Origin of the sequence: Actinoplanes octamycinicus (assembly GCF_014205225.1) — a bacterium.
Taxonomy (GTDB): domain Bacteria; phylum Actinomycetota; class Actinomycetes; order Mycobacteriales; family Micromonosporaceae; genus Actinoplanes; species Actinoplanes octamycinicus.
In genome coordinates this window covers 2635055-2650998 of sequence record NZ_JACHNB010000001.1, presented here as the reverse complement: position 1 = coordinate 2650998, position 15944 = coordinate 2635055, and the positions used below count along the sequence as shown (strand labels likewise).

Sequence of the window (15944 nt, the reverse complement as noted above, 5' to 3'; positions counted from 1 at the left end):
AGGGGTGCCGGGAGCATGCGGTCCGTACCCCGGCGGACGCGCGTAAATGAAGATCTTGAATGACGAATTTGATCTTCGAAGTCCGCGGCAGCGGCAGGTAGCTGAAACCCTCGTTACCTGCCTGGGGCAGCAAAAAGGCCGGACCGCGAACGGTCCGGCCTTCCTACGGCGAACGTCAGCGGCCGTGGACCACGTCGCGGATCTCCGCGAAGTGGCACGCGCTGGGGTGCGGGGAGCGGTCGCGGATCTGCAGCAGGGGCTCCTGCTGGGCGCAGATCTCCTGGGCCTTCCAGCACCGGGTGCGGAACCGGCAACCCGACGGCGGGTTGGCCGGGGACGGGACGTCGCCCTCCAGCACGATCTGGTCGCGCTGGCCGCGCAGGCGCGGGTCCGGGACCGGGACCGCGGAGAGCAGCGCCTGCGTGTACGGGTGCGTCGGCTGCTCGTAGATCGCCTGGTCGTGGCCCGTCTCGATGACCTTGCCGAGGTACATCACGGCGACCCGGTCGGAGATGTGCCGGACCACCGACAGGTCGTGCGCGATGAAGATGTACGACAGGCCGAACTCGTTCTGCAGCCGCTCCAGCAGGTTGATCACCTGGGCCTGGATGGACACGTCGAGCGCCGACACCGGCTCGTCACAGACGATGATCTCGGGCTTGAGCGCGAGCGCCCGGGCGATGCCGATGCGCTGGCGCTGACCGCCGGAGAACTGGTGCGGGTACCGGTTGATGTGGTCGGGGTTGAGACCGACCGTGTCCAGCAGGTCCTGCACCGCGCGCTGCCGGCCGTTCTTCGGCACCGCCTCGGGGTGGATCGTGAACGGCTCCCCGATGATGTCGCCGACCGTCATGCGCGGGTTCAGCGACGTGTACGGGTCCTGCAGCACCATCTGGATGTTCCGCCGGGCCCGGCGCAGCGCCGACCCCTTCAGCTTCACCATGTCCTGACCGCGGACGTTGATCGAGCCGGCGGTCGGCTTCTCCAGGCCGACCAGCAGCTTGGCCAGGGTCGACTTGCCACAGCCGGACTCGCCGACGACGCCCAGGGTCTCGCCCCGGCGCAGGTGGATGTCGACCCCGTCGACCGCCCGGACCGCGCCGACCTTGCTCTTGAAGACGATGCCCTGGGTGATCGGGAAGTGCTTGACCAGACCCTTGGTCTCGAGGACGACGTCACTCACCGATGACCTCCCGGAAGAAGTGGCAGCGGGCCGTGCGGTGCGGGGCCACGGCGTACGCCGGCGGCGGCGGATCCTGCCGGCAGGCGTCCCGGGCGTACGCGCACCGCGGGTTGAACGCGCAACCACGCGGGATGTCGGTCAGCGCCGGGGGCAGGCCCCGGATGACGCTGAGCTGCTGACCCTTCATGTCGAGCCGGGGAATCGACTCGAGGAGCGCCTTGGTGTACGGGTGCGCCGGCCGCGAGTAGATGTCGTAGACACCCGCCTCCTCGACCACCTTGCCCGCGTACATCACCGAGATCCGGTCGGCCACGTCGGCGACCACGCCCATGTCGTGCGTGATCAGGATCAGGCCCATGTTGCGCTGCCGCTGCAGGTCGGCGAGCAGGCCCATGATCTGCGCCTGCACGGTGACGTCGAGCGCCGTGGTGGGCTCGTCGGCGATCAGCACCTCGGGGTCGAGCGCCAGCGCCATGGCGATCATGACGCGCTGCCGCATACCACCCGAGAACTGGTGCGGGTAGTCGTCGACGCGGGTCCGCGCCGCCGGGATCTTCACCTGCTCCAGCAGGTCGATGGACCGCTTCTTGGCGTCGGCCCGGGACATCCCGCGGTGCTTCCGGAACAGCTCGCTGAGCTGGAAACCGACCGTGTAGACCGGGTTCAGCGCGGAGAGCGCGTCCTGGAAGATCATCGCGATCTTGTTGGCCCGGACCTTGCGGCGGTCCTCTTCCTTCAGCTTCAGCAGGTCGACGCCGCGGTAGTTGATCTCGCCCTGGGTGACGTAGCCGGGCGGGGTGTCGAGGATGCCCATGATCGCCTGCGCGGTCACCGACTTGCCGCAGCCGGACTCGCCCAGGATGGCGAGGGACTCGCCCGGGGCCAGCCGGAAGTTCGCGCCGTTGACGGCCTTGGCGACGCCGTACTGGGTGCGGAACTCGACGTGCAGGTCGGTCACTTCGAGCAGAGGTGCGCGCGGGTCGACGCCCGGTAGGACGTCCAGTTGCGCCTTGATATCAGTCACAGGGTCACCGCAACTTCGGGTCGAAGGCGTCGCGGATGGCGTCGCCGAGCATGATGAACGCGAGCACCGTCACGGCGAGGAAGATCGCCGGCCAGACCAGCGGCCACGGTTGGGTACGGGCGAACTGGGTGCCCTCGGAGATCATGATGCCCCAGCTGATCGCGCCGTTCTTGAGACCGACGCCGAGGAACGACAGGGTCGCCTCGCTGGAGATGTTGATGCCGAGGAGCAGGGTCAGCATGACGATGTAGGACGCGATGGAGTTCGGCAGGATGTGCCGCAGCATGAGGCGACTCGGCTTGGCGCCCAGCATCCGGGCGGCCGCCACGTAGTCCTGCTGCTTCGCCGAGATGACCGCGGACCGCATGACGCGGGCCCCGGAGGTCCAGGTCAGCAGGCCCAGTGTGAGGGTGACCGCGAGGACGCCGTCGGACTTCGGGTCGGAGCTCAGCCGGCGGGACAGCACGATGCCGGCCAGCAGGAACGGCACGCCCAGCATGATGTCGATGATCCGGGACAGGATCGCGTCGGTCGCGCCGCCGAAGTAACCGGCCGCCAGCCCGAAGATCAGGCCGATCAGGCCGGAGATCAGGGTGGACAGCACGCCGATCTTGATCGAGTTCCAGGCACCGTTGACGATCTTGGCGTAGATGTCACAACCCTGGAAGTCATAGCCGAACAGCGCGCTGCCGGCCGGACCCTTGAACTGGTTGGACAGCGAGCAGGCGCCCGGGTCGGCCGAGGTGAACAGCTTCGGGAAGAGCGCCATCGTCAGAACGAAGATCACCAGGACGACGGCCGTCCAGAAGACCTTCCGCTTGCGCAGGTCGGCCCAGGCGTCGCCGGCGAGGCTGCGCGGCTTGTCCTTCTTGACCGGGCCGCGCGGGAGATTGTTCGGCTGACCGCCCGGCAGCTCGGCCTCGGTCACGGTGTTCAAGTCACTCATAGCGGATCCTGGGGTCGAGGGCGGCGTACAGCAGGTCGACGAGCAGGTTGATGACCAGAACGAGGATCACCAGGATGCTCACGAAACCGACCACGAGCGGGCCGTCCTCGGTACGAATCGCACGGGCGAGGTTGAAGCCGACCCCGGGGATGTTGAAGACGTGCTCGGTCACGATGGCGCCGGACAGCAGGGTTCCCAGGTCGACACCGATCAGGGTGACCACCGGGATCAGCGAGTTGCGCATGACGTGCACCCAGATGACGCGCATCCGGGCCAGGCCCTTGGCCCGCGCGGTGCGCACGTAGTCGGCGCGCAGGTTCTCCACGACCGAGGTCCGGGTCACCCGCATCTCGGGCGCGATCACGATGCAGGCGAGCACGATCGCCGGCAAAAGCAGTTGCCAGAGAGTCGCGTCCCGTGTTGCGGTGGGCGAGAACCAGCCGAGCTGGAGTCCGAAGATCAGCTGAGCCAGCGGAGCGATGACGACGACCGGCATGGCCAGCAGGACCAGGGTGAGGATCAGCGAGGCGTTGTCGAACAGGCCGCCCCGCTTGAGCGCGGAGTAGACGCCGACGGTGATGGAGAAGACGACGGCGATGACCATGGCGAGGAGGGCGACCTTGACGGTCACCGGCCAGGCGTTGGCCATCATGTCCGCGATCTTCTGACCGGTCATCGAGGTGCCGAAGTCCCCGGTCATGACGCCTTTGATGTAGTACCAGTACTGCATGAAGAAGCCTTCATCCAGGTGGTACCGCTCGGTCAGCGCGATGCGCTGACTCTCGGAGATGGGCCGTTCACCGACCAACGCCTGGATCGGGTCGGTCTGGTTGGCGAACGTCAGCGCGAATACCAGGAAGGTGGCCCCGAAGAAGGTGAGGACCATCTGTAGTAAGCGCCGCACGATATAGCGGAACATACGGGTTTGCCTCTTCCGCGGAAGAGCGCCGGCCTCGTGAGCTCGGCGACGAGGAGGTTGGGGTAACGCAACGGTGGCGCCACGGTTTCACATTCTCCGTGACGCCACCACTGGTCGTGCGGTCAGATCAGCCGACAACTTCGATCTTGTAGATGTCGACCTTCTGGAACAGGTCGACATTCACGTTGCTGACCTTGGTGGAGTAACCGAACACGTTCTGGCCGACGCGCAGCGGGATGACCGGCATCTCCTTGGCCAGGATGTCCTCGGCGGCCTGCCACTTGGCGATGGCCTCCTCCGGCGTCGCCGCCGCGGAACCCTCCTTCACCAGGTTGTCGAAGGTCGCGTTGCTGTACCCGTAGTAGTTGGAGGAACCGTCGGTGCTGTACAGCGGGCCGAGGTAGTTCTCCATCAGCGGGTAGTCCATGATCCAGCCGAGGCGGATCAGGCCGACCGGCTGCTTCTTCTCAACCTTGGTCAGCAGGTCGGCGAACTTGGGCTCCTCGCCACCGACGCAGTTGACGCCCAGGGAAGCCTTGATCTGGTTGCACGTCGCGTCCACCCACGCCTTGTGGTTGCCGTCGACGTTGTACGTGATCTTGATTTCCTTGGGACCGTTGGCCTTGGTGTAGAGGTCCTTGGCCTTGGTCGGGTTGTACTCGCAGTTCTCGCCACAGGTGTTCGGGCGGTAGCCCGCGACGACCGGGGAGACGAACGAGGTGGCCGGCGACTGCGAACCCAGGAAGATCTGGTCGGTGATCTCCTGGCGGTTGATCGCCATCGAGATCGCCCGGCGGACGTCGACGTTCTGGAACTCCTTCTGGAACGTCGGGAAGCCGACGAACTGGAAGACGGAGTTCGGGCTCTTCTTGAACCGGTCACCCAGGTCGGCGGAAGCCTTGGACAGGCTCTCGATCGGGATGGTGGTCTGCACGTCGACGGTGCCCGAGATCAGGTCGGCGTACTCCGCCTGCTGGTCCTGGTAGATCTTCCAGGTGATGCCGTCGATCTTCGGGACGGTGCCCTTGAAGTCGGCGACCTTCTCCACGACGATCTGCGAGTCGTGCTCCCACTTGCCCTTCAGCTTGAAGGGGCCGTTGCCGATGATGGCGTCCTCGAAGCCGTCGGCGATGACGCCGTCCGACGAGAAGGCGGCCTTCGGCAGCGGGTAGAAGGAGGTGTAGCCCATGACGGACTCCCACCCGGCGAACGGCGCCGACAGGGTCACCTTGAAGGTGGTGTCATCCACCTTCTCCAGACCGGTCAGCTTCTTCGCCTTGGGCTCGGGGGCCTTCTGCGGGCCCTCCTCGCCATCCGGGTCCTTGGACTGCAGGTCCGCGTAGCCCTTGATGCGCTCGAAGAAGTACGAGCCGCCCTGGCCGTTCGGGCCGTAGGCGCCGTAGTTCCAGGCGTTGATGTAGTTGTCCGAGGTGACCGGCTCACCGTTACTGAACGTGAAGCCCGGCTTGAGCTTGATCGTCCAGACGGTGTTCTTCGCGTCGGGGGTGATCGACTCGGCGGCGACCGGCACCGGCTGGTTCTGCGCGTCGAAGTCCACCAGCGGGTAGAACAGCGAGCTCAGCACCTCGGCACCGTTGGACTCGGTGGCGTTGGAGGGAATCAGGTGCTGCGGTTCACCGATACCGATAACGACCGTATTCGAAGTGGCGTCCGAGTCTTCCGACCCGCCACCACCGCAACCGGCGGCCAACAAGGCGATGGCGGTCGCACCGACCGCCATCTTCCATGGGCTTTTCCCAGGCATGGGAGTGCCTCCTTCAGGGGCGCTCACGAGGGGTTGTGTGAGTAGCTGCCACTGTGACACAGGGGCACTGAAACCAAAGAGCGCCGTTATCAAGCCGATATTAGCCGTTTACGTCCGTACGCACTCCCAAAGATCGTTCTTTCGGCTGATTCGGCGGGTCTGAGCTGCGAGTACTCCACGTAGTGGCCAAACGTACACCGAGCGCAGCCGTTCGTGTGGACTTCGGTGACGCTCGGTGGAGGCGGGCTCAAACGAGCCGTCGGTCGGCTGCCCAGCGTGACAACTCGTAGCGGTTGCTCATCTGCAGTTTGCGCAGCACGTTGGAGACGTGGGTCTCGACCGTCTTGATCGAGATGTAGAGCTCCTTGGCGATCTCCTTGTACGCGTACCCCCGGGCGAGCAGCCGCAGCACCTCCCGCTCCCGGTTGGTCAGCTGGTCCAGCTCCGGGTCGGCGACCGGCACGTCCGGCCGGGAGGCGAAGGCGTCCAGCACGAACCCGGCCAGCCGGGGGCTGAACACCGCGTCCCCGTCGGCCACCCGGCGCACCGCGGCGGCCAGCTCGTCCGGCGAGATGGTCTTGGTGACGTAGCCCCGGGCGCCGGCCCGGATCAGGCCGATCACGTCCTCGGCCGCGTCCGAGACGGACAGCGCCAGGAACTTGACCTGCGGATGGGAGCGCCGGATGCTCTCCAGCACCGCGCGGCCCCCGCCGTCCGGCATGTGCACGTCGAGCAGCACCACGTCCGGCTGGATGGTGCCGATCCGGCTGATCGCCTCGGCCACCGTGCTGGCCTCGCCGACCACCTCGACGTGCTGGCCCAGCTCGGCGCGCACCCCGGCGCGGAACATCGCGTGGTCGTCGACCAGGAAGACGGTCAGCCGGCCGGCCGACTGGGTCACGGGCTCGGTCATCGTGCTGACTCCTTACCGGCGGTCACGCTCTCCCGGGTCACCGGGAGGGTGAGCCGCACTTCCGTACCGTTGCCGGCGGCGCTGCGGATCTCCGCGCGCCCGCCGTGGCGCTGCATGCGCCCGATGATCGAACCACGGACCCCGTGCCGTGTCTCGGCCACGCCGCTCAGGTCGAACCCGGCGCCGCGGTCCCGGACGAAGACGCTCAGCTCGTCCGGCTCCACCTCGGCGTAGAGCGACACGGTCTGCACCCCGGCGTGCCGGGCCGCGTTGACCAGCGCCTCGCGCGCCGCGGCGACCAGCGCGGCCACCCGCTCGTCGCACTGGGTGTCACCGACCACCACCGCCTCCACGCTGATCGCGTAGGTGTCCTCGACCTCGGCGGCGGCCTGCTCGAGCGCGGCGGAGAACCGCTCGGTCGGCGAGGCGGTCGGCTTGTAGAGCCAGTTGCGCAGGCTGCGCTCCTGGCCGCGGGCCAGCCGCTGCACCTCCTTGATGTCCGCCGAGTTGCGCTGGATCAGGGCCAGCGTGTGCAGCACCTGGTCGTGGATCATCGCGGCCACCTCGGCCCGCTCCTGCTCCCGGATCCGGCCCTCGCGCTCGGCGCGCAGCTGGCCGAAGGTACGCCAGACCAGCGGCGCCACCACCACGCCGACGCCGAGCAGGCCGACCAGCGCGAAGATCATGCCGTTCAGCACCGAGGAGAGCGAGCCGGCCGGCGAGTAGATCGCCACCACGCCGATCACGCCGATCGCGACCAGCACGCCGCCGCCGACGAAGCGGAGCATGAACGAGCGGCGGTCGGTCTCCCCGACGATCGCGGCCATCCAGCCGGACGGCGCGTTGGCGTCGGTCCACTGCTCCCGGCGGCTCGGGTCGGACTGGTGCCAGATCACCCCGGCGCCGACCGCGACCACCGCGATCATCCAGCCCACCGTGGTGGCCACCTGGTCGCCGAAGACCAGCGCCTGCAGCAGCACCACGCCCAGTCCGATGGCCGCGAACGGGACCAGCGCGGCGAAGTCGCGGCGGGCGGTGTGCTCGTCGTTGCGCGCCTCCTGCGGGAGCACCGCCCAGTAGGCGGCGTAGAGCAGCAGGCCGAGCGCGTTGAAGCCGAGCAGCACCACCAGGCTGATGCGCACGGCCAGCACCGGCACGCCGAGATGGCGGGCCAGCCCGGCGGCGACACCGGCCACGATCCGGTGCTCGCGGGGGCGATACAACCGGCGCGGTTGCGGCGGTACGGCGGCGGTAGTCACCCTCGAATCGTCACACGTCCGGCAAGCCCGGGCCACGGGGAACTTCCCCGGTAACCAGGTGCCCGGATCTCAGGGTGGCCTCAGGGTCGGCTCCTGAGGCGCCTCGGGCCGCCCGGGCCGCAGGATCGAAGGCATGACCGACGAAGCTGCCGAACCCCGTACCCCGGGTACCGGTCCCGAGGGCGGGCCGGCACCTTCCGCCTCCGCCCCGCCGCCCCCGCCGCCGCCCGGGGCGAACGTGCCGCCGTGGCTCTCCGCGGCCGGCGCCGCCTTCGCCCGGCAGCAGCTGATCCGCCCGCGGGAGGGCCGGTACATCGCCGGCGTCTGCGGCGCGCTGGCCCGGCGCACCAACACCGACCCGGTGCTCTGGCGGGTGCTGCTCGCGGTGCTCGGCGTGCTGGGCGGCGCGGGCGTGCTGTTCTACCTGATCGGCTGGCTGATCATCCCGTCCGAGGGGGACTCCGCCTCGCCGGTGGAGTCGCTGCTCGGCAAGGGCCACTCCGGGATGTCGCCGCTCTCCGTGGTGCTGCTCGGCAGCGCCGCGCTGCTCACCTTCTCCTTCGTCGTCAGCGACGGCGCCCGGGCCAGCATGCTGGCGGCCGCGGTGCTGGTCGGCGCGTTCCTGCTGATCAAGCGAGGTGCCCCGGCCGGCGCCTTTCCGCCGCCCCCGCCGGGCCCGGCACCTGCCGGTCCGCCGCCCGCCCCGGCGTCCGAGGAGCCCACGATGGCGTTCACGGCGCCGGCCCCGGCCGCACCGGCCGGCGAACCGGTGACCCCGCCGGCCCCGCCGCCCTACGAGCCGCCGCGCTGGACCCCGCCGAGCGAGTCGGGCTACCGGCCGCCGTTCGCGCCGCACGGCCCGTTCGCCGGCAGTGGGGCGTACCCGCCGCACCCGCCGGCCGCGCCCAAGCCGCCGAAACCGCCCAAGCCGCCGAAGGAGCGCTCGATCCTGGGCCGGCTCACCTTCTTCGCGCTGATCATGGTGGTCGGGGTGCTGGCCGCGCTGGACATGGCCGGGCTGAGCGTGGCGGTCTCGGCGTACTTCGCGGCCGCCCTGGTCACCATCGCGCTCGGCCTGCTGGTCGGTGCCTGGTTCGGCCGGGCCCGCGGGTTGATCTTCCTGGCCTTCCTGACCACTATCGGTCTGGTGGTCTCCACCGGTACCGAGCGCTGGGGCAGCGAGTTCCGGGACAGCGTCTACCGGCCGGCCAACCTGGCCGAGGTCGCCGACTCCTACGAGTTCACCCTCGGCAACGTCACCCTCGACCTGCGCGGGGTGGACTTCACCGGCGCCGAGCAGGTCACCGCGGTCACCATGAAGGTCGGCCAGCTGCGGGTCCTGCTGCCGGACGAGGTGGACACCACCACCCAGGTCCGGGTCGGCGGCCGGGCCGAGGTCTTCGGGCAGGAGTACAGCGGCAACGAGGCCCAGTCGCAGTCGATCACCGACCTCGGCCGGGACGGCGCCGGCGGCGGCCAGCTCCACCTCGACCTGCGCCTCGACACCGGGAACCTGGAGGTCCTCCGATGAAACCGCACCGCCTGGACGGCGTCTCGCTGACCTTCGGCCTGCTCTTCCTGCTGATCGCGATCTGGTGGGCGGTCTCCCAGGTGGTCACCCTGCACCTGCCGGCGCTGGGCTGGACGGTGGCCGGCGGCCTGATCCTGTTCGGCGTGGTGGGCCTGCTCGGCGCGATCAATTCCGGACGCCGCGACCAGCCGCCGATCCCGGCCGCGGAGCCGGTCAAGGTGCCCAGCACCCCCGGTGACCTCCCCCCGGAGGTACACGCCTCGATCGTTCAGGAGCTCCTGGAGAACCCCGGAGCGCGCTTCGAGAAGGAACATCCGGACGCCGATCGGCAGTCGGAGAAGTGACCGAAGCCCCGCCCACGGGTCAGCGCCCGCGGGCGGGGCAATATGCTCGCGGAATGAGCCAGTTTCCCGTCGTGTCCGCCACGCCCGTTCCGGCCGTGGGAGCCCGGGCCGCTCGTGCCCTGACCGCCGAGTTCGCCCGGCAGAACGCGGCCACCACCGCCCTGCTGATCGGGGCCGACCACGCCTCCGCCGTGGTGGCCGCCGCCGTCGAGGCGCTGCTCCCCGGTGACACCCTGGTCCTGGTGGCCGGCGAGCACAGCAGCGCCGACCTGCTCCGCGGCCACATCACCGGCCTGGGCAGCTGGGTGGCCGACCGGGTGCGGATCGTCGAGTCGCTGGACGAGGCGCCGTCCGCCGACGTGGTGATCGTCGGCGAGCCGCTGACCGGCACCGCCGAGGACACCCGCGGCCTGATCGACAAGTTGGCCAAACACCTGGGCGACGGCGCCGTGCTCAGCGTCGCCACCCCGGCCGGCCCGGGCCGCACCCAGGGCGCCGCGGCCGAGCTGTTCCGCCAGGGCGCGCTCTTCGGCGTCGGGTCCGACCTGGTGGTCCGCAACCAGCCGCCGCTGCGGGTGCACAAGCTGCGCTTCACCCCGGCCGACGTGTCCACCGCCGCCGGCCTGGCCCCGGCGTACCGGCCGTCCAGCGTGCCGGTGACCCGCGGCATGCACATCGACTCGAACGGTGTGGCCGCCGCCGGCATCGCGCTCGGCCTGGCCGCGCTGGCCCGCCGCGCACGGCCCCAGTCCAAGCTGTGGCTGATCCCGGCGCTGGCCGCGGCGCCGGTCGCGGCGTTCTTCCGGGACCCGGAGCGGGACGTGCCGTCCGACCCGTCGGCCGTGGTCGCCGCCGCCGACGGCAAGGTGCTCTCGGTCGAGCGGATGCACGACGACCGGTTCGGCCCGGGCGAGTTCCTCCGGATCGCGGTCTTCCTGTCCGTCTTCGACGTGCACGTCAACCGCTCGCCGGTGGCCGGCCGGGTCGCCGACTACTTCGTCGAGGAGGGCGGCTACGCGAACGCGGCGACCGCCGCCGCCGAGCACAACGTCGCGGCCTACACCGTCCTGGACACCGACCACGGCACGGTCGTGGTGGCCCAGCGCACCGGCCTGATCGCGCGCCGGATCGTGCAGCGCACCCCGGTCGGCACGCTGGTCGCCAAGGGTGAGCGCTTCGGCCTGATCCGTTTCGGCTCGCGCACCGACGTCTACCTCCCGGCCGACAAGGCGGAGGCGCTGGTCACCGTCGACGAGCGGGTGGTCGGCGGCGCCACGGTCATCGCCCGCTGGAAGTAGGAACGACGCACGGAAAAGGCCGCCTCCCACGGGAGGCGGCCTTTTCCGGTGCTGCGGAGATCAGGCGCGCTTGGCGCGGACCCACAGGATCGGGCCGCTGACCAGGTACGTCGCGACGACCAGGACGAACGTCATCTTCGGCTGGAGCAGGGCGCCGACCACCGGGAGCAGCCAGAGCCACGGCGGCAGCTTCACGATCCGGGCCAGCTTCGCGTACGGGAAGCTGGAGACCATGGCGAAGGCGATCAGCGCGACACCGGCCAGCACCGCCAGGCCGGGCAGCGGCAGGCCGATCAGCACGGCCAGGGCGAGCACCGCGGCGGCCATCGTGGTCGGCACGCCGCAGAAGAACCGGCCGTCTTTCGGCGAGACGTTGAACCGGGCCAGCCGGATCGCGGCACACCCGGCCACCAGGGCACAGGCCAGCGCGGCGGCCGACTGCGGCGCCTTGTCGACCAGCGAGGCGTAGACCACGACCGGCGCGGCCAGGCCGAACGAGCACATGTCGGCGAGCGAGTCCATCTGCGCGCCGAACGGGCTGGCGACGCCGAGCTTGCGGGCCAGCGCGCCGTCCAGGCCGTCGAAGATCACGCAGGCCACCAGGCAGGCGGCGGCGATCTTGGCGTGGCCGTCCATGGCCAGGAAGATCGCCAGCAGGCCGAGCCCGAGGCTGCTCAGGGTGCACGCGTTGACCAGGGCGAACCGCATCCGGCGGGCCATCGTCGGCTCGCCGGGGAGCAGCGGGATGGTGGCCGGGACGGCCGAGTCGTCGAGGGTGGTAGAGGTGTCCAGCGGAACTCCGGGGGCGGGGATGGAACGAGTCAGCCCCGGCTCCAGCCCGGTGTACAGCACCTCGGCTCGGGTCGCGGTGGCGGCCCGGCTCGTCTCGGCGGAGCGGCGACCCACCCGAACCAGCAGGGCTTGCCGGGCGAGAGTCCCGCCGCGACGCAAGCGGCCAGTCCAGCGCCGGCCGCCGGGACGGGGGCTATCCGTCGATCGACGCCGGCGCCAAGGGGAACTCGGCACGTGCTTCCTCCATGGAGTTCGTGGTCACCGGCGTCTTCCCTGAGCCCGGCGAAATTGCGGGTTACACCATCGCACAGCGGAACGGCCTTGGCGAGAGTTCGTTCGGTTGCGCTGTGCAACCGGCCGCTTCGCGTCCTTACCTGTAACGACGTCGCCGCCGCGTTATTCCTCGTGACGATTTTAGCCCGCGTTGGCGAGCGCCTCCTGGGCCAACTCGGTCAGCGGCAGTCCGGCCACCTCAGCGGGGGTGAACCAGGACGCCCGGTCGGTGGATCCGCCGGCCGCCTCGGTGACCACCGCGGGGACCGGATCGTCCACCCGCACGCGGTACACCACCCGGATCACGTGCCAGTCCATCGGGACGCCCTCCGGGCCGAGAGCGGCCGGGTCGTAGCGGTGCCCGACGGCGATCAGGCCGGTCAGCCGGCCGCGCTGCGAGGTCTCCTCGACCAGCTCGCGGAGCAGGGCCTGCTCCGGGGTCTCGCCGTAGTCGGTGCCGCCGCCGGGCAGGTGCCAGCGGCCGCCGCCCGGGTAGCCCTCGCTGATCCGGGCCAGCAGGATCCGCCCGGCCGGGTCGGTGACCAGCCCGTACGCCCCGAAGCGCTGGACCGGGCCGGCGCGGTGCACCGGCTCGTCGCTGATCGGGGTGTCGGCCGGCGCGGCGAACGGGACGCCCAGGGCCCGGGCGGTGAACGGCAGCAGCGGCCGGTCGGCCACCGCGGCCGGGGACACCCACTCGGCCAGGTCGGTGGTGCCGTCCGCCTCCGGGCGCAGCTCACCGCCGGTGACCGTGACGTCGTAGACGATCCGGTCGGTGTGCTCCAGCGGCCCGTCCGGCAGGGCGACGACGTCGGCGAGCACGGCCCGCACGCCGCCGACGGCGACGGACAGGCCGGTCTCCTCGGTGAACTCCCGGACCACCGCGTCGGCCGGGTGCTCGCCGTGGTCCACACCACCGCCGGGCAGCGACCAGACGCCCGGGAAGGCGCTGAGCTCGGATCCGCGGGTGAGCAGGACGCTGCCGTCGGCGGCGCGGCACACGCCGTACGCCGCCACCCTTCTGATCTTCACCGGCCCTAGATTAGCCCGGCCGCCCGGAGCGCATCGGCGGTCACCTCGGTGAGCTGGTCGGCGGCGAGCGCCGCCACGTCCTTGAGCGGCATCCAGCGGGCGTCGTCGGTCGAGCCGCCCACGTCGTGGATGGTCACCTCGGTCGGGTGGTCGACGACGACCCGGTAGAACGCCCGGACGCCGTGCCAGTCGATCGGGTAGCCCTCCGGGCCGAGCGAGGCGGCGTCGCGGTGGCTGGCCACCCCGAGCAGCTCGACGATCCGGCCCCGCTGGCCGGTCTCCTCGACCAGCTCGCGCAGCAGCGCCGGGCCGGGCTGCTCGCCGTAGTCGGTGCCACCGCCGGGCAGGTGCCAGCGGCCGCCGCCGGGATAGCCCGGGGCGATCTTGGTGAGCAGCAGGTTGTCGTGCGGGTCGGTGGCGATCGCGTACGCCGCGAAGCGCTGCGCCCGGTGCAGCCCGTCCGGTCCCTCGTAGGCATAGAAGGACGGGAAGGTGGGCGGCACGTCCGGGCGCAGGTCGGCGGAGGCGGCGCTGAGCCCGAGCGCGGCCGCCGCGAACGGGCGGAGTTTCAGCCGCTCGGCCTCTTCCAGGGTGTGCCAGCGCGCCAGGTCGGTGGGGTGGCCGACCCGGTCGATCAGGGTGCCGCCGCGGACCGACACGGAATAGATCAGCCGGTCGGTGTGGATGGTGACGCCTCGGTGCGGCAGCGAGCGCATGTCGGCCAGGACGTCACGCAGCCCGGTCACCGCGACGGAGAGGCCGGTCTCCGCCGCGGTCTCGCGGACGACGGTGTGGTTCGGGTCTTCGCCGTGGTCGACGGCGCCGCCGGGCAGCGACCAGACTCCGGGGGTCCCGGATTTGGCCGACGCCCGGACCAGGAGGACGCGGCCCTCGTCGTCGGTCGCGACGGCGTAGGCGGCGATCCTGCGGAGCGGTTCCAGTGCGGGGGTCACGAAGCGGCATTCTGCCCGGATTATGTTACTAATCCAGACCGAGTGTCGGGTTCCTGACAGTTGAATCGCGCTGAGTAACCGCAGCTCAGGGCGGATTTAACCGCCCTGGGCGATTGATCCACTACTGGGCGTCACTCCCACTCGATGGTGCCCGGCGGCTTGCTCGTGACGTCCAGCACCACCCGGTTGACCTCGCGAACCTCGTTGGTGATCCGGTTCGAGATCCGGGCGATCAGGTCGTAGGGCAGGCGGGACCAGTCGGCGGTCATCGCGTCCTCGGAGGAGACCGGCCGCAGCACCACCGGGTGGCCGTAGGTGCGGCCGTCGCCCTGCACGCCGACGCTGCGCACGTCGGCCAGCAGCACCACCGGGAACTGCCAGACGTCCCGGTCCAGGCCGGCCGCGGTGAGCTCGTCGCGGGCGATCAGGTCGGCCTGACGCAGGATGTCCAGCCGCTCCCGGTCGACCGCGCCGATGATCCGGATGGCCAGGCCGGGACCCGGGAACGGGTGCCGCTGGACCATCGCCTCGGGCAGCCCGAGCGCGGCGCCGAGCGCGCGCACCTCGTCCTTGAACAGCGTGCGCAGCGGCTCGATCAGGGCGAACTGCAGGTCGTCCGGGAGGCCGCCGACGTTGTGGTGGGACTTGATGTTGGCGGTGCCGGTGCCGCCGCCGGACTCCACCACGTCCGGGTAGAGCGTGCCCTGCACCAGGAACTCGATGTGCCGCTCGGCGTCCAGGTCGCGGGCCGCGGCCTCGAACGTCCGGATGAACTCCCGGCCGATGATCTTCCGCTTCTGCTCCGGGTCGGTGACGCCGGCCAGGTGACCGAGGAACTGCTCCTCGGCGTCGACGACGACCAGGCGGATGCCGGTGGCCGCGACGTAGTCCTTCTCCACCTGCTCGCGCTCGCCCGCGCGGAGCAGGCCGTGGTCGACGAAGACGCAGGTCAGCTGGTCACCGATGGCCTTGTGGACCAGGGCCGCGGCGACCGCCGAGTCGACGCCGCCGGAGAGGCCGCAGATCACCTGCTTGTCGCCGACCTGCTCGCGGATCAGCGCGACCTGGTCGTCGATGATGTTGCCGGGCGTCCAGGTGGGCTCGATGCCGGCGATGTCGTACAGGAAGCGCTTGAGCATCTCCTGGCCCTGCTCGGTGTGCGCCACCTCGGGGTGGAACTGCACGCCGGCGCGCTTGGTGGTGACGTCCTCGAAGGCGGCGACCGGGGCGCCGGGGGTGGACGCGGTGACCATGAAGCCGGCCGGGGCGACCGAGACGCTGTCCCCGTGGCTCATCCAGACCGGCAGGTCGGCCGGCAGGTCGCGGAGCAGCGAGCCGCCCTGGGCGGTCAGCACGGTCCGCCCGTACTCCCGGGAGCCGGTGTGCGCGACGGTGCCGCCGAGCGCCTGGGCCATCGCCTGGAAGCCGTAGCAGATGCCGAAGACCGGCACGTCGCTGTCGAACAGGCCGGCGTCGAGCGTGGGCGCACCCGGCTCGTAGACGCTGGACGGGCCGCCGGACAGGATGATCGCGGCGGGATTTTTCGCCAGCATCTCGGCCACCGGCATCGAGTGCGGGACGATCTCGGAGTAGACGCGGGCCTCACGGACCCGGCGGGCGATCAACTGGGCGTACTGGGCGCCGAAGTCGACGACGAGGACGGGACGCGGGGTACTCACCCGGCGAGTTTACCGACGCCATCCGGCCCGGAA

The 15944-nt window shown here is 70.5% G+C and carries 14 protein-coding genes; 3 read left to right on the top strand and 11 right to left on the bottom strand.

Annotation, left to right across the window (positions count from 1 at the left end):
* Positions 1 to 175: 175 nt before the first annotated feature.
* The 7 genes from BJY16_RS12010 to BJY16_RS11980 form a co-directional block, all read right to left on the bottom strand.
* Entirely contained in the window at positions 176 to 1183 is a 1008-nt protein-coding gene (locus BJY16_RS12010) for an ABC transporter ATP-binding protein (protein WP_185039539.1), read from the bottom strand.
* Positions 1176 to 2207: an ABC transporter ATP-binding protein gene (locus BJY16_RS12005; protein ID WP_185039538.1), complete on the bottom strand. Its 1032-nt coding sequence runs from the start codon at positions 2205 to 2207 to the stop codon at positions 1176 to 1178. Before BJY16_RS12005 ends, BJY16_RS12010 begins: the two co-directional genes overlap by 8 nt.
* A gap of 4 nt (positions 2208 to 2211) precedes the next feature.
* Positions 2212 to 3153: an ABC transporter permease gene (locus tag BJY16_RS12000; protein ID WP_185039537.1), complete on the bottom strand. Its 942-nt coding sequence runs from the start codon at positions 3151 to 3153 to the stop codon at positions 2212 to 2214.
* Positions 3146 to 4072, bottom strand: a complete 927-nt coding sequence (locus BJY16_RS11995) for an ABC transporter permease (protein ID WP_185039536.1) — start codon at positions 4070 to 4072, stop codon at positions 3146 to 3148. The genes BJY16_RS12000 and BJY16_RS11995 overlap by 8 nt, the downstream gene beginning before the upstream one ends.
* A 127-nt stretch (positions 4073 to 4199) precedes the next feature.
* Positions 4200 to 5837: a peptide ABC transporter substrate-binding protein gene (locus tag BJY16_RS11990; RefSeq protein ID WP_185039535.1), complete on the bottom strand. Its 1638-nt coding sequence runs from the start codon at positions 5835 to 5837 to the stop codon at positions 4200 to 4202.
* A 247-nt stretch (positions 5838 to 6084) separates the two neighbouring features.
* Positions 6085 to 6750, bottom strand: a complete 666-nt coding sequence (locus BJY16_RS11985; protein WP_185039534.1) for a response regulator — start codon at positions 6748 to 6750, stop codon at positions 6085 to 6087.
* A complete protein-coding gene (locus BJY16_RS11980; protein ID WP_185046404.1) occupies positions 6747 to 7973 on the bottom strand; it encodes an ATP-binding protein in 1227 nt (408 codons plus the stop codon). Before BJY16_RS11980 ends, BJY16_RS11985 begins: the two co-directional genes overlap by 4 nt.
* 169 nt (positions 7974 to 8142) lie before the next feature.
* On the opposite strand from BJY16_RS11980, the gene BJY16_RS11975 reads away from it, so the two are divergent.
* The 3 genes from BJY16_RS11975 to BJY16_RS11965 are packed head-to-tail and all read left to right on the top strand — an operon-like array spanning position 8143 to position 11182.
* Entirely contained in the window at positions 8143 to 9540 is a 1398-nt protein-coding gene (locus tag BJY16_RS11975; RefSeq protein ID WP_185039533.1) for a PspC domain-containing protein, read from the top strand.
* Positions 9537 to 9884: a phage holin family protein gene (locus tag BJY16_RS11970; RefSeq protein ID WP_185039532.1), complete on the top strand. Its 348-nt coding sequence runs from the start codon at positions 9537 to 9539 to the stop codon at positions 9882 to 9884. Before BJY16_RS11975 ends, BJY16_RS11970 begins: the two co-directional genes overlap by 4 nt.
* A gap of 53 nt (positions 9885 to 9937) precedes the next feature.
* The gene (locus BJY16_RS11965) at positions 9938 to 11182 is read left to right on the top strand and encodes a phosphatidylserine decarboxylase (protein WP_185039531.1); all 1245 of its coding nucleotides are present in this window, start codon (positions 9938 to 9940) and stop codon (positions 11180 to 11182) included.
* A gap of 60 nt (positions 11183 to 11242) precedes the next feature.
* On the opposite strand, the gene BJY16_RS11960 is transcribed toward BJY16_RS11965, so the two are convergent.
* The 4 genes from BJY16_RS11960 to guaA all read right to left on the bottom strand — a co-directional run bounded on the left by BJY16_RS11960 (position 11243) and on the right by guaA (position 15911).
* Entirely contained in the window at positions 11243 to 12208 is a 966-nt protein-coding gene (locus BJY16_RS11960; protein ID WP_373873488.1) for a CDP-alcohol phosphatidyltransferase family protein, read from the bottom strand.
* A 180-nt stretch (positions 12209 to 12388) separates the two neighbouring features.
* Positions 12389 to 13279, bottom strand: coding sequence for an NUDIX hydrolase (locus tag BJY16_RS11955; RefSeq protein ID WP_185039529.1), 891 nt, complete (start codon positions 13277 to 13279; stop codon positions 12389 to 12391).
* A gap of 5 nt (positions 13280 to 13284) precedes the next feature.
* On the bottom strand, positions 13285 to 14232 hold the full coding sequence (locus BJY16_RS11950) for an NUDIX hydrolase (RefSeq protein ID WP_185039528.1): 948 nt from the start codon (positions 14230 to 14232) through the stop codon (positions 13285 to 13287).
* 131 nt (positions 14233 to 14363) lie between these two features.
* Complete coding sequence (gene guaA / locus BJY16_RS11945) at positions 14364 to 15911, bottom strand: glutamine-hydrolyzing GMP synthase (RefSeq protein ID WP_185039527.1); 1548 nt, start codon at positions 15909 to 15911, stop codon at positions 14364 to 14366.
* Positions 15912 to 15944 lie beyond the last annotated feature (33 nt).